The organism is Fretibacterium fastidiosum (assembly GCF_000210715.1).
GTDB classification, from domain to species: Bacteria; Synergistota; Synergistia; order Synergistales; family Aminobacteriaceae; genus Fretibacterium; species Fretibacterium fastidiosum.
This window is the reverse complement of the sequence record NC_021038.1, coordinates 2,292,874-2,313,671: the sequence shown is the minus strand read 5'-3', so window position 1 is coordinate 2,313,671 and position 20,798 is coordinate 2,292,874. Positions and strand designations below refer to the sequence as shown.

The 20,798-nt window shown below is 62.4% G+C and carries 21 protein-coding genes; 17 read left to right on the top strand and 4 right to left on the bottom strand.

Annotated elements, in window-relative coordinates:
• From moaA to SY1_RS10380, 13 genes are all read left to right on the top strand, one after another.
• Window positions 1-978: GTP 3',8-cyclase MoaA (moaA, locus tag SY1_RS10440; RefSeq protein WP_208873757.1), on the top strand; the 978-nt coding region annotated here is incomplete at its 5' end.
• A 9-nt stretch (window positions 979-987) separates the two neighbouring features.
• Window positions 988-1,494: a cyclic pyranopterin monophosphate synthase MoaC gene (gene moaC, locus SY1_RS10435; protein WP_015556995.1), complete on the top strand. Its 507-nt coding sequence runs from the start codon at window positions 988-990 to the stop codon at window positions 1,492-1,494.
• Entirely contained in the window at window positions 1,491-2,498 is a 1,008-nt protein-coding gene (locus SY1_RS10430) for a molybdenum cofactor synthesis domain-containing protein (RefSeq protein WP_243440668.1), read from the top strand. Before moaC ends, SY1_RS10430 begins: the two co-directional genes overlap by 4 nt.
• On the top strand, window positions 2,498-3,295 hold the full coding sequence (gene yqeB, locus SY1_RS10425; RefSeq protein WP_015556994.1) for a selenium-dependent molybdenum cofactor biosynthesis protein YqeB: 798 nt from the start codon (window positions 2,498-2,500) through the stop codon (window positions 3,293-3,295). The genes SY1_RS10430 and yqeB overlap by 1 nt, the downstream gene beginning before the upstream one ends.
• Window positions 3,296-3,299: 4 nt before the next feature.
• Complete coding sequence (gene yqeC, locus SY1_RS10420; protein ID WP_208873755.1) at window positions 3,300-4,577, top strand: selenium cofactor biosynthesis protein YqeC; 1,278 nt, start codon at window positions 3,300-3,302, stop codon at window positions 4,575-4,577.
• A 24-nt stretch (window positions 4,578-4,601) separates the two neighbouring features.
• A complete protein-coding gene (locus SY1_RS10415; protein WP_015556992.1) occupies window positions 4,602-5,615 on the top strand; it encodes a molybdopterin-binding protein in 1,014 nt (337 codons plus the stop codon).
• Between the two features lie 18 nt (window positions 5,616-5,633).
• Entirely contained in the window at window positions 5,634-6,653 is a 1,020-nt protein-coding gene (locus tag SY1_RS10410) for an XdhC family protein (RefSeq protein WP_208873753.1), read from the top strand.
• Between the two features lie 103 nt (window positions 6,654-6,756).
• Window positions 6,757-7,608: a molybdate ABC transporter substrate-binding protein gene (gene modA / locus SY1_RS10405; protein WP_015556990.1), complete on the top strand. Its 852-nt coding sequence runs from the start codon at window positions 6,757-6,759 to the stop codon at window positions 7,606-7,608.
• 6 nt (window positions 7,609-7,614) lie between these two features.
• Window positions 7,615-8,316: a molybdate ABC transporter permease subunit gene (gene modB, locus SY1_RS10400; protein ID WP_015556989.1), complete on the top strand. Its 702-nt coding sequence runs from the start codon at window positions 7,615-7,617 to the stop codon at window positions 8,314-8,316.
• A 6-nt stretch (window positions 8,317-8,322) separates the two neighbouring features.
• Window positions 8,323-9,405 carry a sulfate/molybdate ABC transporter ATP-binding protein gene (locus SY1_RS10395; protein ID WP_208873751.1) on the top strand — a complete coding sequence of 361 codons (1,083 nt, stop codon included), beginning with the start codon at window positions 8,323-8,325 and terminating at the stop codon, window positions 9,403-9,405.
• A 288-nt stretch (window positions 9,406-9,693) separates the two neighbouring features.
• Entirely contained in the window at window positions 9,694-10,185 is a 492-nt protein-coding gene (locus SY1_RS10390) for an NADH-quinone oxidoreductase subunit NuoE family protein (RefSeq protein ID WP_015556988.1), read from the top strand.
• Window positions 10,182-12,068 carry an NADH-quinone oxidoreductase subunit NuoF gene (locus SY1_RS10385; RefSeq protein ID WP_015556987.1) on the top strand — a complete coding sequence of 629 codons (1,887 nt, stop codon included), beginning with the start codon at window positions 10,182-10,184 and terminating at the stop codon, window positions 12,066-12,068. The genes SY1_RS10390 and SY1_RS10385 overlap by 4 nt, the downstream gene beginning before the upstream one ends.
• Window positions 12,069-13,775: a [FeFe] hydrogenase, group A gene (locus SY1_RS10380; protein WP_015556986.1), complete on the top strand. Its 1,707-nt coding sequence runs from the start codon at window positions 12,069-12,071 to the stop codon at window positions 13,773-13,775.
• Window positions 13,776-13,816: 41 nt separating this feature from the next.
• Here SY1_RS10380 and SY1_RS10375 read toward each other — a convergent pair whose 3' ends face one another.
• On the bottom strand, window positions 13,817-14,314 hold the full coding sequence (locus SY1_RS10375) for a prolyl-tRNA synthetase associated domain-containing protein (RefSeq protein WP_208873749.1): 498 nt from the start codon (window positions 14,312-14,314) through the stop codon (window positions 13,817-13,819).
• A gap of 199 nt (window positions 14,315-14,513) precedes the next feature.
• Here SY1_RS10375 and SY1_RS10370 point away from each other — a divergent pair, with 199 nt between their 5' ends.
• Window positions 14,514-15,161 carry a tetratricopeptide repeat protein gene (locus SY1_RS10370; RefSeq protein ID WP_015556985.1) on the top strand — a complete coding sequence of 216 codons (648 nt, stop codon included), beginning with the start codon at window positions 14,514-14,516 and terminating at the stop codon, window positions 15,159-15,161.
• Window positions 15,155-15,514, top strand: coding sequence for a cupin domain-containing protein (locus tag SY1_RS10365; protein ID WP_208873747.1), 360 nt, complete (start codon window positions 15,155-15,157; stop codon window positions 15,512-15,514). The genes SY1_RS10370 and SY1_RS10365 overlap by 7 nt, the downstream gene beginning before the upstream one ends.
• A 6-nt stretch (window positions 15,515-15,520) precedes the next feature.
• Here SY1_RS10365 and SY1_RS10360 read toward each other — a convergent pair whose 3' ends face one another.
• Both SY1_RS10360 and SY1_RS10355 read right to left on the bottom strand, forming a co-directional pair.
• Window positions 15,521-17,044: an MATE family efflux transporter gene (locus tag SY1_RS10360; protein WP_208873745.1), complete on the bottom strand. Its 1,524-nt coding sequence runs from the start codon at window positions 17,042-17,044 to the stop codon at window positions 15,521-15,523.
• Between the two features lie 307 nt (window positions 17,045-17,351).
• Window positions 17,352-18,416 (bottom strand): pyridoxal phosphate-dependent aminotransferase, encoded by a 1,065-nt coding sequence (locus SY1_RS10355; RefSeq protein WP_015556984.1) that lies wholly within the window; start codon window positions 18,414-18,416, stop codon window positions 17,352-17,354.
• Window positions 18,417-18,730: 314 nt separating this feature from the next.
• Between SY1_RS10355 and speD the strand changes: the two genes are divergently transcribed.
• The gene (gene speD / locus SY1_RS10350; protein ID WP_208873743.1) at window positions 18,731-19,174 is read left to right on the top strand and encodes an adenosylmethionine decarboxylase; all 444 of its coding nucleotides are present in this window, start codon (window positions 18,731-18,733) and stop codon (window positions 19,172-19,174) included.
• A gap of 127 nt (window positions 19,175-19,301) precedes the next feature.
• A complete protein-coding gene (locus tag SY1_RS10345; RefSeq protein ID WP_015556983.1) occupies window positions 19,302-19,940 on the top strand; it encodes a Crp/Fnr family transcriptional regulator in 639 nt (212 codons plus the stop codon).
• 58 nt (window positions 19,941-19,998) lie between these two features.
• On the opposite strand, the gene SY1_RS10340 is transcribed toward SY1_RS10345, so the two are convergent.
• Window positions 19,999-20,685, bottom strand: coding sequence for a DUF2249 domain-containing protein (locus SY1_RS10340; RefSeq protein ID WP_015556982.1), 687 nt, complete (start codon window positions 20,683-20,685; stop codon window positions 19,999-20,001).
• Between the last annotated feature and the right edge of the window lie 113 nt (window positions 20,686-20,798).

Sequence of the window (20,798 nt, the reverse complement as noted above, 5' to 3'; positions counted from 1 at the left end):
GGGCGCAGGATAAATTATCTGCGCGTTTCCGTTACCGACCTCTGTAATCTCCGTTGCCGTTACTGTATGCCGGCTGGCGGTGTGAAGAAAATGGCCCATGCAGACATGATGAGCGAGGATGAGACGATAACGGCCATCGAAGCAGCGGTGGGGCTGGGCGTCTTTAAGCTTCGCATAACGGGCGGCGAGCCACTCGTAAAGAAAAACATTCTTTCACTGTGCCGCCGCGCGGCGGCAATTCCGGGTGTCCGCGAATTGTGCCTTACAACCAACGGGACGCTTTTGCCGCACATGGCCGAAGCGCTGAAGGATGTCGGGGTTAGCCGCCTCAACATCAGCCTGGACACTCTGGATCCCCAAAAATACGCGTGGATTACACGCGGCGGAATGCTGTCCGACGTATTAAAAGGACTTGAAGCGGCGAAAAAATCCGGCTTCACTCACACAAAAATAAACGCGGTGCTCATAGGCGGGTTTAATGATGATGAACTTGCAGCCCTGGCGGATTTAACTCGCAGCGAGGACATAGACGTGCGCTTCATTGAGCTTATGCCCATGCCTGCAGCGGTATGCGAATTCGGGCGCGAGGCTTTCATGACTGCCGGTGAGGCCGCCGCACGGTTGCCCCACCTGATCCCACTGCCAGATGAGCCTGGGGAGCTCACATCTCATGTTCGGCTGTACAAGCTCCCACGCGCGCGTGGACGGGTTGGGTTTATCACTCCCATGTCCCACAACTTCTGTGCGTCGTGCGATCGCATCCGCATAACGGCTGATGGGCGCGTTAAGCCGTGTCTGCACTCGCCGCTCGAATTTTCGATACCGAGGCCTCTGACCGCAGAAGCGCGGGGCGGATTGGACAGGGATGAAATGAAGCGCGTTATCATGGAGGCGGTTGCGGCAAAACCTGCGCGGCATGATTTGCAGAAGGACAGGATGAGCGCCGCGGGGCGGACGATGAACGGTATAGGAGGGTGAGATGTGGGCATGGTTGATGCAAATGAAGACTTCACGCATTTTGACGAGCAGGGCCGCGCCCGTATGGTAAACGTCGGGGGTAAAGATGTATCGGAGCGCCGCGCAGTTGCAGCAGGGCGCATTCTTGTCAACGAAAGGACGTTTGAGCTCATTAAAAGTGGGGGCGTTAAGAAGGGCGACGTCCTGACCGTGGCCCAAACAGCCGGCATAATGGCCGCAAAGCGCGCTCCAGATATTATTCCCATGTGCCATCCGCTTCTATTGAACGGCGTTGATCTGTCCCTGACTTTGGACAAGACGCGGCTCTCCGTGGAGGTTCGGGCGGAGATTTCGTGCGAGGGTCGAACTGGCGTGGAAATGGAGGCTCTGACGGCCGTGTCCGTGGCGCTTCTGACCGTTTATGACATGTGCAAGGCCGTCCAGCGCGACATGACTATCACGGATGTGCGTCTGCTCTCCAAGAGCGGTGGTGTGCACGGTGATTTTACGAGAGAAGAGGGAGCGTGCGGCGAGTGAGGTTCACTGCGGCGGTCATCACCGTAAGCGACAAGGGCTACGGGGGCGAACGGACGGACAGGAGCGGCCCCGCGCTGGTCCGTATGCTTTCAGACGACGGGTGGCAGGTGACGTACACAAAGATAATCCCTGATGAACGCGAGGTTATCGAAGCGGAGCTCATGCGCTGTGCCGACGAACTTCGGGTTGGGTTGGTGCTCACGACGGGCGGGACAGGCTTTGCGCCGCGGGACGTCACGCCGGAGGCGACAAAGGCCGTTATAGACAGAGAGGCTCCCGGTATACCCGAGGCGATGCGCTCCGTCAGCATGAAGATTACGCCGATGGGTTGTCTGTCGCGAGCTGCCGCTGGAATACGCGGCAGTACGCTCATAGTGAATCTGCCCGGCAGCGAAAAGGCCGTCTGTGAATGTCTCGAGGCAGTACGGCTCTCGCTACGTCACGGCGTCGAGATACTCGGAGGAAAGACGGCTGAATGCGGACAACCCGTTGCGCGGGTCGTCGCCGTTTGCACAAGCCGGAACAAGGGGACACGGAAATATCCCGTGGACGAGGTAGAACTTCTACCGGAACACGGCATCGCCGGCGACGCCCACGCGGGGCAGGGCCTACGGCAGGTCAGCCTTCTCGGTGCGGAGAGTGTCGCTGCCGTGCAAGAACACGTGAATTTTAAGCTGGAACCCGGAGCGTTTGCCGAAAACATCCTGACGGAGGGAATACGTCTCTTCGATTTGCCCGTTGGCACGAGACTCATGATCGGCACGGCGCTGTGCGAGGTTACGCAGATAGGCAAGGAGTGCCATCAGGACTGTGCGATCCGCAAAGCCACCGGGGACTGCGTGATGCCCAGGGAGGGCGTTTTCGTCAGGGTTCTTGAGGGAGGACGCACGCGGGCGGGCGATACGATCAGGGTGATGACGCCGGGGGACGGTGCAGCTCGAAGTGCACTGGAGGCGAGCAGCGGCGGGGCCTGGAACGGGTCTTCTACCCCCGTTAAAACATAATGCTCACCGTGATCCGCGGAGCTGGCGATCTCGCCACGGGCGTCGCCATGCGTCTGATCCGCGCTCATATGGAGGTCGTCATGTTGGACACAGATCACCCTACAGCCGTACGGCGAACGGTCAGCTTCTGCGAGGCGATCCGCTTGGGGGAGACATCGGTAGAGGATATTCACGCTTTCTGCGCCCCTGACGCCGAACGGGCCCGTGCCATAGCCAGCCAGGGCAACGCAGCGGTCATGGTCTGCCCCGACGGAAGCGTCATAAAAGAACTGGCCCCTGACGCAGTGATTGACGCCATTATCGCCAAGAAAAACTGCGGCACCCGCATTACGGACGCTCCAATTGTCATCGGCGTAGGCCCCGGGTTTACTGTGGGGGCAGACTGTCATGCTGTCGTGGAAACAAAGCGCGGCCACACTCTGGGCAGAGCGTTTTACGAGCCTGGCGCGGCTGCGCTTCCCAACACCGGCGTACCGGGCACTGTTATGGGCTATGCGGCGGAACGGGTGCTGCGGGCCCCCTGCGACGGCGTCATCCTTCCCCGCCGCCAGATAGGCGATCTTGTGCGCGCAGGGGAGGTTGCCGCCGAGGTGGAGGGGAATCCGATGATCTGTGCGATAGATGGAATGCTGCGCGGAATGCTGGCCCCCGGAACGCGCGTAAAAAAAGACATGAAGGCCGGCGATGTCGACCCCAGGGGGGCGACGGCCGACTGCTTCCGCGTATCGGATAAGTCGTTGGCCGTCGGCGGCGGCGTCCTGGAGGCGCTGCTGCACCTTCGCGGCACGTCCTGTTGATGCTATGGCAGTCATGACCGCCGTCGTCGGCGCAGGAGGCAAGAGCTCATACATCGAAAAGCGAGCGGAAGAATCAGCCAGAGCCGGAATGAACGTGTGCATCACGACCACGACCCACATCTATAACATGCCTGACAGGCTGAACAGACCGGGCATGGGGGATGTCGTTTATCGCGGCATACCGGAGGGCGAAAAGCTGGCATATCCAGGCAGAGCGGAGCTCGTGCGGTTGTGCCGTGAGTTCGACGCCGTGTTCGTTGAGGCGGACGGGTCACGCCATCACCCCATTAAGATTCCTGGGGCGCATGAACCAGTCATTCCCCAAGAGGCCGGTGAAATTGTCGTCATCATGGGGTTCCACAGCATTGGCCGCCCCATCGGAGAGGTGTGCCAGCACCTGAGCCTTAGTGACGTTGACAAAATGAGGGCGGAGTTTCCTGGTCTCACCGCCGTCAGCCCGGTGACGACCGCCATGATCGATTTTATTGCGCATACCTATTACCTGGCGCCGCTGTCGACGTCCGAAAAATTCCGTAACGTCCCGATAACGTACGTGCGGAATAATTTTTTGTCGGCCCCCTCCGGCATGCCTGCCCAAGTCGGCAAGCGCGTTGCGCTGATTCTCATGACATCTGGCTTCTCTCAGCGTTTCGGCGGCCCTTGCAGCGCGAAGGCGCTCTGCGTTCCCGCATCCAACGGGAATAAACTTCTTTATCCCTTCTTGGGAAAGGAACTCTTTCGCCACGGGCTGGCGTCGCTCATTGGCGCAGGAGACAGCTTGCTGAAGGAAAACGGGATCGAATCCATGATTTTTTTGACGGAGGGGAACGGCCTCGAGGAACGTTTAAGCAGTGACGAGCGCGATAACGTCAAACTCGTCCCCAACCCGGAGCGTTCCGAGGGCGTCGCTGGCTCCATCCGATGGGGGACAGCAGCGGCGCAAGCGACGGGGTGCGACGCCGTGCTCTTTATGGCAGGGGATCAGCCAAACTTCCCTGCGGCGGACACAGCAAGGTTGGTGCGGGAGTTTCTTTGTTCCGGCAGACCCTTTGGGTGCGCTTTTTCGGACCATCCTGCCAACCCTGGAATCTTTGCAAGGGTGTGCTACAATGACCTCATGCGATTGTCTGGAGATGCGGGGGCGATGAGGTTGATAAAGAAACGCCCATGGATGGCATATTACTATGTCGTAAGCCCGGAGAAACTCCTTGACGTTGACAGACCGGACGACCTGCGGCATTTAATTTTGAACGGGGAACTACCTCCCCCAAACCCTCTTTAGCCTACTTTTTAGGAGATTGAGCTCATGAAGCTGCTGAAAACAGAGGATGCCGTTGGTCAGGTTCTCTGCCATGACGTCACTCAGATCATACCGGGCCTCTTTAAAGGGCCGGTGTTCCGCAAGGGCCATATCATCCGTGAGGAGGACATTCCCGTACTGCTGGACGTGGGCAAGGAGAATATTTACATCTGGGAGATGGACGAGGGCATGATGCACGAGAACGAGGCTGCGGAGGTTCTCTACGACATCTGCCGGGGCAGGTATATGCACCAGGGGGAAATAAGCGAAGGGAAGATAGAAGCCATAGCCGATATCGACGGGCTCCTCAAGGTGGATAAAAAACGCCTGAATATCGTGAACTCCCAGGGCGAGATGATGATCGCAGCACGTCACGGAAACTTCCCTGTGAAGGCCGGCGACAAGTTGGCGGGCATGAGGATCATTCCCCTGGTCATCGAGCGTGCGAAGATGGGGAAAGCGCGGCGGGAAGCGGGAGGCGCAATTCTCAACGTTTTGCCGTTCACTGCGAAGAGAGTCGGCATTGTTACGACAGGAAGCGAGATTTATAACCACCGGATAGAGGACAAATTCACGCCGGTCGTTATACAAAAGGTCGAGGAATATGGAGGAATCGTCATAGGCCAGCGGCTTTCGGGCGACGATGTGGACGCAGAGACCGGCTTTATTCGCGAATTCCTGGAGGCCGGCGCGGACATGGTGCTCTGCACCGGGGGGATGAGCGTGGATCCGGACGACAGGACCCCTTTGGCGATCCGCACCGCTTCGGATCACGTGATTTCGTACGGAGCGCCAGTGCTGCCGGGAGCCATGTTCATGCTGGCCTATAAGGGGAACGTCCCCATCGTAGGGCTGCCTGGCTGTGTGATGTACGCAAAACGCACGATTTTCGATCTGATTCTGCCACGCCTCATGGCCAATGACCCTGTGACGAGTGATGAGATAGATTCTCTCGGCGAGGGTGGTCTTTGCCTGGGCTGCAGTGTCTGCGTCTTCCCGAATTGCGGATTTGGAAAGTAAATGCTGAACGCCGGGACCATGGGATTTTTTGAAGCTCTGGACGAACTCAATTCCAACGCAGAAAACGTGGCCTTTACGGTGATCGAGGGCGAGGGATACGGCGAGAAGGCCCTGTTCTCAGGGGGGGCGGCGAAATATTTTTCCAATGACGACGGCTTTTTGACAGCCCATGCGGCGGACCTTACGGCGTGCCGCGAAACGGGCGTCTTTGACCTGGCCGGCTCGTCGGTCTACGGGGAGCTGATAGGACACGAAAAGGAGTTGATCGTCTGCGGGGCGGGACATGTGTCCATGCCAGTCATACGTATTGGGAAGATGCTGAACTTCCGCACAACCGTTATCGACGACCGCGCCCAATTTGCGAAAAATGCTGAGGCCGCAGGGGCCGATTCAGTGCTCTGCTCGCCATTTCATGAGGCTCTGGAGAAGATACGGGGCGGACAGGACTCGTATTTTGTGATTGTCACTCGTGGTCACCAGTGTGACGGCGAGTGTCTGCGCGCCATCCTTGAAAAGCCTTACGCCTACCTCGGCATGATGGGTTCAAACCGAAGGGTGCAGATTGTGAAGGAGGCGCTCGCCAGGGAAGGCCGCGACGTGACAGGCCTGCACGCGCCTATAGGCCTCGCCATCCATGCCGAAACACCTGAGGAGATAGCCGTTTCCATTATGGCAGAGATCATCCAAGTCAAGAACGAAAAAAAGAACGTGACGTACCCGCCAAACATCCTGCGGGACATTCTGGGGAAGGTTCACAACCCCTTGCCGGACCCAAAGGCGCTGTGCACCATTGTGATGAAGAACGGTGCCGCCCCAAGGGACGTTGGCGCCAAGATGCTCTGTAACGTCGAGGGAAAAACCGTTGGAACCATTGGCGGCGGCTGCACGGAGGCCTGGGTAACTCAGTGCGCAACAGCGATGCTTGAAGAGAATGACCCTGAGCCCGTTTTAGTCCATGCGGACCTGACGGCGGACGAAGCCGCGCGGGAAGGCGAGGTCTGCGGCGGCACGCTCGACGTGTGGGTGGAAGCCGTTTAAGGCCCGGTTCGGCTACCTCAAAGGACTGGTTGAAAGGAGGCGAGGCAATGAAATTCAGCTGAGAAAAGCGCGTGAATCAAGGCTCAAAGGACTTTATGAAATTATGAAAGACTGGGTGAAACAAATGAATTTCAAAACACTGACGGCGGTATTTCTGCTGCTCACGAGCACTCTTGCAGCGACTAAGGCCAGCGCGGCGGAGAGTGGAGCGAAGACGGAGCTTATCGTCTTCGCTGCCGCTTCAATGACCGAGACGATGACAAAGATTAAAGAATTCTACGAGGCCATGCACCCTGACGTGAACCTCGTCTACAATTTTGACTCGTCCGGAACGCTCAAGACCCAGATTCAAGAAGGCGCAGCCTGCGATATCTTCATTTCCGCCGCCCCGAAGCAGATGAACCAACTGGACGCCGCCGCAGGGAAGGAGGCCAACCCCGACGGCCTTGACTTCGTTGCGGATGGGACGCGGTTCAACCTGCTGGAGAACAAAGTGACGCTGGCCGTGCCAGAGGGAAATCCCAAAAACATCACGAGTTTTGAACAGCTGGCGAAGCTCCTGACCGACGGCAACGTCCTGCTTGCCATGGGCAACAGCGACGTCCCGGTTGGACAGTACACGCAGAAGATCCTGGCCCACTTCAAGCTGGACGAGGCTAAGCTGGCCTCGGATGGCAAAATCACCTACGGCACCAACGTGAAAGAGGTCACGACACAGGTGGCAGAAGGCAGCGTGGACTGCGGCGTCATCTATGCCACGGACGCTTTCAGCGCCGGCCTGACCGTTGTGGACAGCGCCACGCCTGAAATGTGCGGTCAGGTCATTTATCCGGCTGCGATCATGAAGAACAGCCGTCATATGGACGCGGCAAAGGACTTCCTGAAGTATCTGACCGGCGATGCAGCCTCCTCCGTATTTACAGGCGTAGGGTTCACGACGATTCAAAATTCGTAAGCCGGCATGGACTGGTTCCCGCTCTGGAACTCGCTGTGCATAGCCGCCATAAGCAGCGTCCTCGTATTCTTCTCCGGAATATTTGCCGCGTATTACACAGCGCGGCTGCCCAAGACGGTGAAGGGTTTCCTGGACGTCGCGCTGACGTTGCCCCTCGTCCTGCCGCCCACCGTCTGCGGCTATTTCCTCATTTTGATATTTGGGGTAAGGCGCCCGCTGGGGCGGTTTCTGCTGCAGTACGGGATTAAATTTGTCATGACGTGGTACGGCGGTGTGCTGGCTGCGACGGTTGTGGCCTTTCCGTTGATGTACCGGACGGCTCGGGGCGCCTTTGAGAGCTTCGACATGAACCTGGCCTATTCGGGCCAGACTCTTGGCTTGTCCGATACCTACATCTTCTGGCGCATCCGTATGCCGGCCTGCCGGCAGGGAATAATAGCCGGCTCCGTGCTGGCCTTTGCCAGAGCGCTGGGCGAATACGGAGCCACAAGCATGCTCATCGGCTACACGCCTGGCCGGACGGCCACTATCTCAACCACGGTGTACCAGCTCTGGCGGACAAACGACGAACGGGGCGCGCTGATATGGGTACTGATCAATCTGGCTATCAGCGCCGTCGTGCTTTTGGCCGTCAATATGCTTGAGGATCGGCAGAGACGGGTAGCCTGGTGCGGGGGCGCTTCGCGCTCCCGCACCAGGCAAATATGAAAGCGCGTGAGGAAGAGGAGTAGCGACGTGAGTCTTCTAGTTGATATTGAAAAAGAACTGGACGGTTTTCACCTGAAATCATCCTTTGAGAGCGGGGACGAGATCGTTGGGCTTCTGGGCGCGTCCGGCTCTGGCAAGAGCATGACGCTCAAGTGCATCGCCGGCATAGAAAAACCCGACAAGGGCCTCATTGTTCTGGATGAAACGGTTCTGTTCAACTCTGAATTGCGGATCAACCTTCCGCCGCAAAAGAGGCGGGTTGGCTATTTGTTTCAAAATTATGCACTGTTCCCCAATATGACCGTGCGTCAGAATGTGCTTTGCGGTCTGCGCTGGGAGCGGGACAGAAAAAAGCGTGAGGAGAAAGCGGCAGAGGCTCTCGATATGCTTCAGTTGACGAGTCTGGCAGGTCGCCGTCCCAGCCAGTTGTCCGGGGGCCAGGCGCAGCGGGTTGCGTTGGCGCGCATTCTTGTCAACCGACCCAAGCTTCTCATGCTGGACGAACCGTTCTCAGCGCTGGACAGTTACCTGCGGCTGAGGCTTGAGATACAGCTGCGGGATGTGCTGAAGGGTTACGGCCGCGGCGTCCTTATGGTAACTCACGACAGGAACGAAGTATCCAGAATGTGTTCCCGCGTTGCCGTGATTGACGACGGGAGGCTGTTGGCAATGAAGGACACGAAGGACTTCTTTGCGGACCCGGGGAGCGTACCGGCTGCCGTCTTATCCGGATGCAAGAACGTGGCGCCGGCCTGCCGGGTTGGAGAGCGCGAGGTCGAAGTTCCGGACTGGGGAGTCCGCTTCACGACGGAGGCTCCTGTGCGCGACGGCCTTACCGCTGTGGGAATCCGCGCGCACTACTTCAGCGCCGACTGCATGGAAAACAGGCGCAGGGTGCGCTTTACAGGCGAAATGGAGGAGCCCTTCGAGTGGGTTTTGGAGTTTCGTTTTGAGGGACAGTCTCCTGACAGCGAACCCCTGTGGCAGCGTCTGCCTAAGGACAGAAGACCAGGCTTTCTTCCCCATGCGTTGGGGGTGGCACCGCGCGACGTGCTGCTGCTTTACGATGGAACTGGCCTTCGCGAATGAGCGTTCAGAGCCATGCTTTGACGCCTGCCTCCTTCAAAAATCGCCGCAACCGTCGCCCGCCCCTCACGCGCTTCAGTGCCTTTCGCACCATGACAGCTTCTCGCCTGTAGAATGACGTTATCGCAAGAACAACGATACCACCCCTCCAGGCGTCTTGCAAATTATTTCACTTGTCTTTATAATACAATAGCTGATTGCCAGTCTTGTGTCGCGCTGAGAACGGCGCGTGGATCTGGCGTTCTTTTCATCTGTTTCCGTCTTGTCTCATTTACTTAAGGGGGGGCTTCTATGAGATATACGGACGTTGACGTTTCACGCATTCGGGACATTCTGCTGCGCCACACGGCTGACCAGACGAACCTGATACCCATCATGCAGGGGGTACAGGCGCTCTACAACTACCTTCCGCGTCCGGCGTTGGAGATGATCGCGGACTACCTGCACGTCAGCATCTCCAAGGTCTACGGCGTCGCAACCTTCTACGAGAACTTCTCCCTGAACGCGAAGGGGAAGCACATCATCCGCTGTTGCGACGGGACGGCCTGCCACGTCCGGAAGGGCGCCACGATCTTGGGGGCGATCCGGAAGGAGCTGGGCCTGACTGCGGCGCAGAGCACGACGGACGACATGCTCTTCACGGTGGAGATCGTCTCCTGCCTTGGAGCCTGCGGGCTGGGGCCCGTGGTGGTGGTGGACGACGAGGTCCACCCCACGATGACGGTGGACAAGGCCAGGGAGCTTCTGGAGTCCATTCGGGGGAAGGAGGCGAGGGCGGGATGACGCGCATCGCGAGCGTCCGGGAGCTGAAGGAGCGGCAGGCCGCTGCGGAAAGGGGCCTGGCCCTTCAGGACAAGAAGGTCGTCGTCTGCTGCGGGACGGGCTGCGTGGCCGGAGGGTCCCTCAAGATCTACGACCGTCTGAGAGAGCTCTGCGAGGGAGCGGGGCTGAGCGTTTCCGTGGAACTGGGGCTCGAGCCGGGGCACCGGGACCTTGGCATGAAGAAGAGCGGCTGCATCGGCTTCTGCGAGATGGGGCCCCTCCTACACATTCAGCCGCTCGACGTGCTCTACACGAGGGTTAGCCTGGAGGACTGCCAGGAGATCTTCGAGCGCTCTCTGAAGGGCAACGAGGTGGTGGAGCGCCTGCTCTACCGCGCGGAGGGCGGCACCTGCCGCACGGAGGACGAGATCCCCTTCTACAGGCTGCAGACCCACAACGTGCTAGAGTTCTGCGGAAAGATCGACGCGGTGGACCTGAACGAGTACATCGCGAGGGGAGGCTACGCGGCGCTGGGCAAGGCGCTCCACGACATGACGCCCGAGGCGGTCTGCGACGAGATCGACCGCAGCGGCCTCCGGGGCCGCGGCGGGGCCGGATTCCCCACCGGGAAGAAGTGGAAGTCCGTCCTCCGTCAGAAGGCTCCCAAGCACTACGTCGTCTGCAACGGCGACGAGGGGGACCCGGGAGCCTTCATGGACTGCTCCATCATGGAGGGGGCCCCTTACCGGATGATCGAGGGCATGACCATCGCCGCCTACGCCGCCCGATCCGACGAGGGGTACATCTACGTGCGGGCCGAGTACCCTCTGGCGGTGAAGCGCCTGCGGACCGCCATCGAACGGGCCACGGAGGCGGGGCTCCTGGGCGACGGCATCCTGGGAACGGACTTCAGCTTCAAGCTGCACATCAACCAGGGAGCGGGGGCCTTCGTCTGCGGCGAGGGTTCCGCACTGACTTCCTCCATCGAGGGCAACCGCGGCATGCCCCGCGTGAAGCCGCCCCGCACGGTGGAGCAGGGCCTGTTCGGGAAGCCCACGGTGCTCAACAACGTGGAGACCTACGCCAACGTCCCGAAGATCGTTCAGGAGGGCGCGGACTGGTTCCGGGGCATCGGCACGGAGGGCTCCCCCGGCACCAAGGCCTTCGCCCTCACCGGAAACGTGGTGAACACCGGCCTGATCGAGGTCCCCATGGGGACCACCCTCCGGAAGATCATCTTCGACATCGGCGGCGGCATCCGAAACGGCAAGAAGTTCAAGGCCGTGCAGATCGGCGGCCCTTCAGGAGGATGCCTGTGCCTCGACGAGCACCTCGACCTGCCCCTCGACTTCGACAGCCTGCAGCGGATCGGGGCCATGATCGGGTCGGGCGGCCTCGTGGTCATGGACGAGGACACCTGCATGGTGGAGGTGGCGCGCTTCTTCATGAACTTCACCCAGCGGGAGAGCTGCGGCAAGTGCGTGCCCTGCCGCGAGGGCACCAAGCGGATGCTTGAGATCGTGGAACGGATCGTGGGGGGCCAGGGCCGGCCGGAGGACCTGGACCTGCTGGAGGAGCTGGCGGACACCGTGAAGAACACGGCCCTGTGCGGGCTGGGCAAGACTGCGGCCAACCCGGTGACCTCCACCCTGCGCTACTTCCGGGACGAGTACGAGGCCCACGTGTCGGAGAAGCGCTGTCCGGCCAAAGTCTGCCAGAAGATGAAGCGCTTCGAGATCGACGCGGCGCAGTGCAGGGGCTGCACGAAATGCGCCCGGAGCTGTCCGGTCGGCGCCATCAGCGGCGTGGTGAAGGCCCCGCACCTCATCGATGACGGCAAGTGCATCCGATGCGGCGCCTGCATGGAAAACTGTCCCTTCGGGGCGATTCGGGAGGCGTGGTAAATGGGGACGATGATCATCAACGGACGGCCGGTGGAGTTCACCGACGAGAAGAACGTCCTGGCCGTCATCCACAAGGCCGGCATCGACATGCCGACGCTCTGCTACTACAGCGAGCTGTCCACCTACGGCGCCTGCAGGATGTGCGTGGTGGAGGACGCGCGGGGGAAGATCGACTCCTCCTGCTCCATGGAGCCGAGGGACGGGCTTGAGATCCGCACCAACACCGCCCGCCTGCTGCGCTACCGCAGGATGATCCTCGAGCTCCTGCTGGCGGCCCACGAGTGCGACTGCACGGTCTGTTCCAAGAGCGGTTCCTGCCGCCTCCAGATGCTGGCCCACCGCTACGGCGTGAAGCGCGTTCGCTTCGAGGACACGCGGGAGCGCCTGCCCCAGGACGAGTCCTCCTACGCGATCGTCCGCAATCCCAACAAGTGCATCCTGTGCGGCGACTGCGTGCGCGTGTGTCGCGAGATCCAGGGCATGGGGATACTGGACTTCGTCAACCGAGGCTCCGAGGCGCGGGTCCGTCCGGCCTTCAACGAGCCCATGATCCACACCCGGTGCATCAGCTGCGGCCAGTGCGCGGCGGTGTGCCCCACCAACGCCATCCGCGTCAGGCGGCACATCGACGACGTGTGGAAGGCCATCTTCGACCCCAAAAAGCGCGTCGTCGCCCAGATCGCGCCCGCCGTCCGCGTGGCGCTTGGGGAGCGCTTCGGCCTCGAACCCGGCGTCAACAGCATCGGCAAGGTCGTGGCCGCCCTGCGAACCCTCGGCTTCGACCACGTGACGGACACGACCCTCGGCGCGGACTTCACCGTCATGGAGGAGGCGGCGGAGCTGATGCAGCGGCTCGAGGACGGCGGGCCCTTCCCCATGTTCACCTCCTGCTGCCCCGCATGGGTGAAATACTGCGAGAACTGCGCTCCGGACCTCCTGAAGCACCTCTCCACCTGTCGCTCCCCCATGCAGATGTTCTCCCCGGTGATCAAGGCGTACTACGCCCAGGCGGAGGCGGACGGGCGGGAGACCTGCAGCGTGGCGATCATGCCCTGCGCGGCCAAGAAGATGGAGGCCGCGCGGGAGGAGTTTCGGACGAACGGCGTTCCGGACACGGACTACGTCCTGACCACTCAGGAGCTCATCGAGATGATCGAGGAGGCCGGCATCGACTTCGACGCGCTGGTGGATCTGGCCCCGGACATGCCCCTCGGCCTGGGCTCCGGCGCAGGCGTGATCTTCGGCACATCGGGCGGCGTGGCGGAGGCGGTGGTCCGCCGCTGTCTGAACAGCAACAAGCAGTACCTGTCCTCGGAGAAGATCGAGATGACCTCCATCCGCGGCTTCGACAACGTGAAGGAGGCCACCTTGACGCTCGCGGGCCAGGAGATTCGCATCGCCGTGGTGCACGGCATGAAGGACGCCCAGCAGCTCATCGCGGAGATCTTCGACGGCAGCCGAAGCTACCACCTGGTGGAGGTCATGTCCTGCAAGGGCGGCTGCGTCGGCGGCGCGGGCCAGCCCTACGGCCTGACCCCCGTGAAGCGGGAGCGCGCCTCGGGACTCTACAGCGCGGACAAGATGTCCGGCATCCGGAGCAGCGACGAGAACCCCATCATCACCTACCTCTACGAGAACGTCGTCAAGGGCCGCTCGCACGAGATGCTGCACGTACACCACAAAGTCCCCGAAGGGGAGCACGCCTGACGCGCGACGGGCCCGCGGCAACAGCCGTGGGCCCGTCTTTTCTACAGCTTGATCGTCCGCATCCTCGCGCCGAAGTGTTCGAGGTACTTCTTCAGGTCCTGCCACGACAGCCACACCGTCGCCGTGTTCTCGTTGGGGTGGACGCCCAGCCGCGGCTCCGTCGTCAAGCTGCGCTCCACGGCCACCTCCACGGCGTGCTCCTGGTCGTTCATCATCCCAAGGGGCGTGACGGACCCCTTGGAGAGCCCCAGGTACTTCGCCAGCCGCTCCTCGGAGGCAAAGCTGAGCTTCCCCGCGTCCAACTGCTCTCCGATGGACTTGAGGTCCGCGTGCCGGTCCGACGGCAGCAGCACCAGAAAGTGCTTCTTCCCCTTCTGGTCCCGCAGGAACAGGTTCTTCACCACCATCCCCTTCCCGGTCAGCCCCAGGGCCTCCATCTCCTCGATGGTGAAGACCGGCTCGTGCTCGTCCACCTCAAAGGACAGGCCCAGTTCCCTCAGCGCCGCGTAAACGTCGTCCCTCGCACCCAAAGCAAACATGCCCCTCTCCAAAATAAGATCGCCCGACGGAGCGCCCTCCGCAGGGCGCGTCTCCTTCCGCTATTTTACCATTGCGCCTCCGACCGCAGGTTCTGAGGCAGGCGACGGTTGGGATATAATGAACAGGTGGAGCAGCGCGCCCAGGACCCAACGCGGCCGGAGGGCGCGGCGATCGGTGCGGGGAGGTTCAAACGTTCAAATGGAAAAGGACCCTATGGAAGATGATCTCTTTGCGGAGCCGTCCGGGGACGGTGGAAACGAGGCGCCGGACCTGGAGGCCCTCCTTGCGGCCGCCGGAGGCGGGGACGCGGGCGCCCAGTACCGCCTCGGCAGGATGTTCTCGAACGGCCGGGGCGTGGCGCAGGACGCGGCGGAGGCCGCGCGCTGGTATCGCGCGGCGGCAGAACAGGGCGAGCCGAACGCTCAGCTCTGCCTCGGCGTCCTGTACGAGAACGGCCAGGGCGTAGGGCGGGACGTGGCGGAGGCCGCGCGCTGGTATCGCGCGGCGGCGGAAGGGGGCAGCGCAAGGGCCCAGTTCTACCTCGCGGACATGTACGTCTACGGCTGCGGCGTCGCGCCAGACGAGGAGCAGGCGGCGCGGTGGTACCGGGCCTCTGCGGAGGGGGGCTTCATGGCGGCCCAGTGCCGCCTCGGCTGGATGTCCGCCCACGGGCGTGGGGCGCCGCAGGACGACCGCGAGGCGGTGCGGTGGTGGCGCCTGGCCTCGGAGCAGGGCGATCCGGAGGCCACCTTGTGCTTCAGCGCCATGTGCGCGTCCGGGCGTGGCATAGACCAAGACGGAGGCCTGCCGCAGTGCGGGGCCGGAACGGAGGAAGGGTCATGGTGAGAAGAGAAAGGACCATGGAGGCTAGCGGGCTTGGAGGAGGACAGGGTCCCGCCTGGGTGCACCACGTCCTGTCGAAGGACGAGCTGATGGGGCACGGACGGCTCTACGCGCGCATCGTCCTACCGCCGAAGTCAAGCATCGGCTGGCATCAGCACGTGGGCGAGACGGAGCCCTTCTACATCCTGAAAGGAGAGGGCGACTTCATCGACAACGACCGGAGCGTCACGAGGGTGCGCGCCGGAGACGTCTGCCTCATCCAGGCCGGCCACTGGCACAGCATCGAGAACAACTCCGACTCGGACCTGGAGTTCATGGCCCTCATCTACAACGAGACGGGGCGGGACGCGCCCTGAGGGGCCCTACGCCTCCTCCGCACTCAGCACCTCGCCCCGCTCCACCAGCCGGGTGGCCTCCAGGCGCGCGTGGCCGTAGTAGAGCGCGGCCAGGATGCTGCTCACCATCCAGCCGGCGGGGTAACTCATCCCCATGCTCAGGGGCGTGTTGCTGACGTACCGGGACACGACGAAGAGGTAGCACTGGCGGAACACGACGAAGGAGAAGATCATCATCACCATGGGGACCTTGCTGTTGCCGGCCCCCCGCAGCGCTCCCGTGTACACCTGACTGACGCAGCAGAGCACGTAGAAGGGCGTCAGGAAGTGCAGGAACATCGCGCCGAACTCCACCACCCGCGGCTCCGGGTTGAAGACGGCCACCAGCTGAGGCGCCAGGGCCACGACCAGGGTGGAGGCCGCCAGCGTCACGGCGACGGCGCAGAGGAGCGCCGTGCGCACCCCCCGGCGGGCCCGGTCCGCCAGACCGCGCCCCAGGTTCTGCCCCACGAAGGTGGTGGCGGCCAGCCCCAGCGACTGCATGGGCAGGAAGATCAGCTGGTCGATCTTGTGGTAGGCCGTCCAGCCCCCCATGCAGTACTTGCCGAACTGGTTGATGTAGGACTGGACGAAGACGTTGGAGAAGGAAACGATGCCGATCTGCACCGCCGCGGGCACCCCCACCCGGACGATCTTCCACAGGAGCTTCAGATCGACCCTGAGGTCCCGCAGCGTGAGCTTCACGCTCATGTCCGTGCGCAGGAGGAGGGAGAAGGCCAGCAGGGCCGATATCCCCTGGGAGACGACGGTGGCGTAGGCCACGCCCCGCACGCCCAGGCCGAAGACGATGACGAGGACCAGGTCCAGCACGACGTTGACGAAGGCCGCCGCGACGAGGTAGTAGAAGGGGCGCCTGGAGTCCCCCACCGCGCGCAGGATCCCCGCCCCCATGTTGTAGAACAGGAGCCCCGCGATGTAGGAGAAGTAGACGTCCAGGTAGGCCATGGACTCCGGAAGGACGTCCTCGGGCGTCCTCATAAAGCGCAGCATGAGGGGCGTCATGGCCTTGCCCACGATCGTGAAGACGACGCTGAGGACGGCGGTCATCACCACGGCGGTCTGGACGGCGTCGTGGACCCGCTGGCGGTTTCCCGCGCCGTAGTACTGCGAGATGACGACGCCCGCGCCGCTGGAGAAACCCATGAAGGTGCCGATAAGCATGTTGATGACGGGCGTCACGGTCCCCACGGCGGAGAAGGCCTCGTCGCCCACGTAGTTCCCCACCACCCACGTGTCCGCCATGTTGTAGAGCTGCTGAAAGACGTTCCCCGCCAAAAAGGGCAGCGAAAAATAGAAGATGTGCCGGAACACGTCCCCCCGCGTCATGTCCGCGCCGCCCCCGCGCTGCGCCGCTCCCCGGACGCCGCTCACCGCCCTGCTCCGTCCCTCATCGCAAATCCCTCCGACAGCCGTTTCCTTCATTATTATTATGATACCCGCCGCGGCGAACCGCCGAAGCCGCAGAGCGAACTCCAGGCCCTGTCGCCTCATACCAATTCGCGTTTAATAGATTGCCTCCCCTGAAAGGGGAGGTGGCCCGAAGGGCCAGAGGGGTTGTTTTTCACGCTCGACAACACCCCCCAGCCCCTGTAGGGCAGCCCCCCTTGCAGGGGGGCCAACCCCTCAGTCTCGCCCCGTTGGGGCTCGCCAGCCCCCCTTACAGGAGGGCCAAAAGCCTGCCTTGCCTCCTCTGAAAGGGGAGGTGGTCCGAAGGACCGGAGGGGTTGCTTCATCAGGGGGGGCCAAGAGCACTAAGCATTTCTTTTAGCGCGATTTGGTATCAGCCCTCCCCTGCGCCTCACTCGTCCTCCCCAAGGATCTCCTTCAGCACCTTGAGGAGCTGCTGCATGTCCTCCAGCGAGCCCACCGTGATGCGGTTGTACTGCGCGAGGGCGGGGTGATCGAAGTGGCGCACCAGGACGCCCTTCTCGCGCAGCTTCAGGTAGAGCGCCCTGCCGTCCACCCGCGGATGCCGGGCCAGCAGGAAGTTCGCGACGGAGTCCGTGAGGTCGAAGCCCAGGAGGGCGAGCCCGTCCGCGGCGAAGCGGCGGCTCTCGCGGATGAGGCGGCAGTTGTTCGTCGTGTACTCCACGTCCGACAGGGCTCCCAGCCCCGCGGCCATGGTCACACGGTCGATGCTGCAGAGGTTGATGGAGTCCTTCACCCTGCGGAGGTCCTCGATCAGGTCCGGGTTGCCGACGCAGAAGCCCAGCCGCGCCCCCGCCAGGGACCAGGACTTGGAGAAGGTTCGGGTCACCAGCAGGTTCCCGTACCGATGGATCAGCGGCAGGCAGCTGGTGGCGCCGAAGCCCACGTAGGCCTCGTCGATGACGACGACGTTGTCCGGGGTGCGCCGCACGATGCCCTCCAGGTCCGGGATGGGCATGGCCAGGCCGGTGGGGTCGTTGGGGTTCGCGATGAAGAGGGTGCGGCCCAGGGCCATGTACTCCTCCGCGCGGATGGTGAAGTCCTCCTCCAGCGGAATCTCCTTGAAGGGGACGCCGTTCAGCTCGGCCAGCACCCTGTAGAGCCCGCAGGTGACCTCGGGGAAGGCGGCGGGGTGGTAGCGGTCGCAGAAGGCCATGAAGGCGAGGTTCAGGATCGCGGCGGACCCGCCCGCCACCAGCACCTCCTCCGGCGCCACGTCACACAGCTCCGCGATGCGGGTCGTCAGCCCCGTACAGTCCGGGTCCGGGTAGAGGTTCAGCAGGTTCGAGGCCTCGGAGGCGTACTCCACGGCCCTGGGGGATGGGGGGAAAGGCGACTCGTTCGCATTGAGCTTAAGGTATTTTCGATCCCGCGGCTGTTCGCCCGGAACGTAGGGCATGAGGCTCTTATACTTCGCGCTGAAAAAACGGCTCATGGAACAGGCCCCTTTCCTGGTATCGAACGAAGCAGGCGAACGGCCCCGCCTGCCGCTTCCCTGAAGGTCCAAGACGACACCGTTATTTTACCCGAAAAGGACGCAGTTTTCAGCCTTCCTGCACCCCGAAGCGGAAGAAGCGGAGCGGGAGGCCGTTCGCGGACACATCAGGCGCTGCGGGGACGTTGTTTGACAACGACAGCCTTTATCGGTACAATTTTGCCGCGGCTTTCGCTCAAGGCTGGAATTGCGGCGGCTCCCTGCGCAGGGAGGGCCGCGCCGCATTATCTTGATTTGGGAGGGGGCGCGGCTCGTTGTCGCCAAAAGGGGTTCATTTCATCGTGGAGGCTTCCGGATGTGACGAGACCATCACGAACGTCGTCCGTCTTCAGGACATCCTGGTGGAGGCCGCCAGACGGGCTCACGCTCAGGTCTGGTCCGTATCGTTCAACCGCTTTCCCCCGAACGGGGTGAGCGGCGTCGTGGTCATCAGCGAATCGCACCTCTCCGTACACACGTGGCCGGAGGCCAACTACATGGCGCTCGACATCTACACCTGCGGCGCCAGGACGGAGCCCATGGTGGCCGTGGAGTTCGTGCTGGCTCAGGTACACGCGCGGCACACGCACATCACGGAGATCACCCGCGGGCTGGACGACGACGACCGAATCTACTACCACTCCTTCATCACCTGGGAGGAGGACCTCAACGGCAGGAAGGCCGCGGAGGAGGGCTCCGCCGGTCAACCGAAGGCGTAGTCGTCGGGGAGCCGGTCGTCGGCTCCCCGCTTTTTTGCCGCTTTTGCGCTCATGGAGCTTATGGAAAGGGTGATCGCTTCTGGACAGGGACGGGACGCCGCTCAACGAGACGGAGCTGTTCCGGGGCATGGACGCGGCGGAGGTCCAAACGGCCCTGGAGGCCCTCTGCGCGCACGAGCGCCGCTACGCCAGGGGAGAAACCCTGCTGCGCGCCGGAGAGACGACGGACAGCATGGGGCTGGTGCTGGAGGGCAGCGTCACGATCAAGAGCGACGACGTCTGGGGGAACCGGACGATCCTCAGCCACGTCGGGCCGGGACAATTCTTCGCCGAGACCTATGCGTTCCTGAAGGGGTCCGTGCTCCTGGTGGACGTCTGCGCCAATGAGGACTGCCGCGTCCTGTTCTTTCGGCTTGACGGGCTCCAGGCCCCGTCGGGACATGCCGCCCCATGGCAGCTCCGGCTGTTGAGCAACCTCCTCACGATCTCCTCGCGCAAGAACCTCGCCCTGTCGGGCAGGAGCTTCCACACGTCGCCCAAGACCATCCGCGGCAAGGTCCTCGCCTACCTGCACTCCGTCTCCATCCAACGGCGCAGCGGGGAGTTCGACCTCCCCTTCGACCGCCAGCAGCTGGCCGATTACCTGAGCGTCGAACGGACGGCGCTCTCCAAGGAGCTGGGGAAGATGCGCGACGCGGGGTTGATCGCGTTCCACAGGAACCACTTCGTCCTCCTGTCCGGGGACGCCGGACCGAACCGGCCTTGAGGCAAAACGGCGCCAGACGCAGGCCCTGTGCCCGGCGCCAAAAGGGGCCGACCCGCCGCTACTGCACCGCGACCTCCGGATTCTTCTCGCCGAAGCGCTCCAGCAAAAGCGCGCCGATCTCCTCGCGGCTCTTGCCGAGCTTCTCCTGCTGCCGGATCGTCTTGTACGCCTGAAACAGCGTGGACGGCCCGATCTCCGAGCTGAAGAACCCAATCCCCTGATTCCACGCCAACAGCTCAAACACGTCGCCCAACGCCGCGGAATCGACCCCCTGCGCGTAGGCCTTGACCAGCTCCCGGCACGCCTGACGCATCCTCCCGGCGCCGACCGCGTTCGCCAGCGACAGGAGGAGCCGCGTCTCGTAGGGAAGCGTTCGCTTCGCGTCGTTCCACGTCAGGTCCCAAAAGTTCACCGCAACCCGGCCCAGCTCCTCGTCGATCAGCGGAAAGTTCGTCAGCGCCGCGGGGCGCATGGGGATCGTCCCATCCTCCCCGCGCACCTCGACGCGATAGAACCAGGCGTGAAACTCGTTCTCCGTCGCCCGCTCCGTGTGGTGCTCAAACCCCAGCTGTTCCATCACCGCGTAGAGCGGGATGGGCTCGAAGGTCTGGACGACCTCCAGCCCCGCCCCCACCGGAAGCTCCATCGCCTGCTTCTTCAGGCCGGGGAAGAAGTTTCCGGCCACTCCCCTCACGTCGATCCGCCTGAAGCCCGTCCTCTTGTCCTTCCAGTCCGCAAAGCTCATTTTTAGGTCCTCCCGTCCGGCCCCGCGGGGAGCCGACAAATTTTTCACGACGGGGACAGTGTACCCCACGTCCAACGTTCTTTGTGTTGTCGTAACCACTTCTGATACCAATT

Excerpts from the sequence above, each read along its gene's own strand:
- moaC (WP_015556995.1), top strand. The coding sequence starts at position 988 with ATGGTTGATGCAAATGAAGACTTCACGCATTTTGACGAGCAGGGCCGC.
- yqeC (WP_208873755.1), top strand. The coding sequence starts at position 3,300 with ATGGCAGTCATGACCGCCGTCGTCGGCGCAGGAGGCAAGAGCTCATAC.
- SY1_RS10415 (WP_015556992.1), top strand. The coding sequence starts at position 4,602 with ATGAAGCTGCTGAAAACAGAGGATGCCGTTGGTCAGGTTCTCTGCCAT.
- SY1_RS10355 (WP_015556984.1), bottom strand. The coding sequence starts at position 18,416 with ATGAGCCGTTTTTTCAGCGCGAAGTATAAGAGCCTCATGCCCTACGTT.
- SY1_RS10370 (WP_015556985.1), top strand. The coding sequence starts at position 14,514 with ATGGAAAAGGACCCTATGGAAGATGATCTCTTTGCGGAGCCGTCCGGG.
- SY1_RS10345 (WP_015556983.1), top strand. The coding sequence starts at position 19,302 with ATGGACGCGGCGGAGGTCCAAACGGCCCTGGAGGCCCTCTGCGCGCAC.
- modA (WP_015556990.1), top strand. The coding sequence starts at position 6,757 with ATGAAAGACTGGGTGAAACAAATGAATTTCAAAACACTGACGGCGGTA.
- SY1_RS10340 (WP_015556982.1), bottom strand. The coding sequence starts at position 20,685 with ATGAGCTTTGCGGACTGGAAGGACAAGAGGACGGGCTTCAGGCGGATC.
- SY1_RS10385 (WP_015556987.1), top strand. The coding sequence starts at position 10,182 with ATGACGCGCATCGCGAGCGTCCGGGAGCTGAAGGAGCGGCAGGCCGCT.
- SY1_RS10360 (WP_208873745.1), bottom strand. The coding sequence starts at position 17,044 with ATGAGGCGACAGGGCCTGGAGTTCGCTCTGCGGCTTCGGCGGTTCGCC.
- SY1_RS10390 (WP_015556988.1), top strand. The coding sequence starts at position 9,694 with ATGAGATATACGGACGTTGACGTTTCACGCATTCGGGACATTCTGCTG.
- SY1_RS10375 (WP_208873749.1), bottom strand. The coding sequence starts at position 14,314 with ATGTTTGCTTTGGGTGCGAGGGACGACGTTTACGCGGCGCTGAGGGAA.
- modB (WP_015556989.1), top strand. The coding sequence starts at position 7,615 with ATGGACTGGTTCCCGCTCTGGAACTCGCTGTGCATAGCCGCCATAAGC.
- yqeB (WP_015556994.1), top strand. The coding sequence starts at position 2,498 with ATGCTCACCGTGATCCGCGGAGCTGGCGATCTCGCCACGGGCGTCGCC.
- SY1_RS10410 (WP_208873753.1), top strand. The coding sequence starts at position 5,634 with ATGGGATTTTTTGAAGCTCTGGACGAACTCAATTCCAACGCAGAAAAC.
- SY1_RS10365 (WP_208873747.1), top strand. The coding sequence starts at position 15,155 with ATGGTGAGAAGAGAAAGGACCATGGAGGCTAGCGGGCTTGGAGGAGGA.
- SY1_RS10380 (WP_015556986.1), top strand. The coding sequence starts at position 12,069 with ATGGGGACGATGATCATCAACGGACGGCCGGTGGAGTTCACCGACGAG.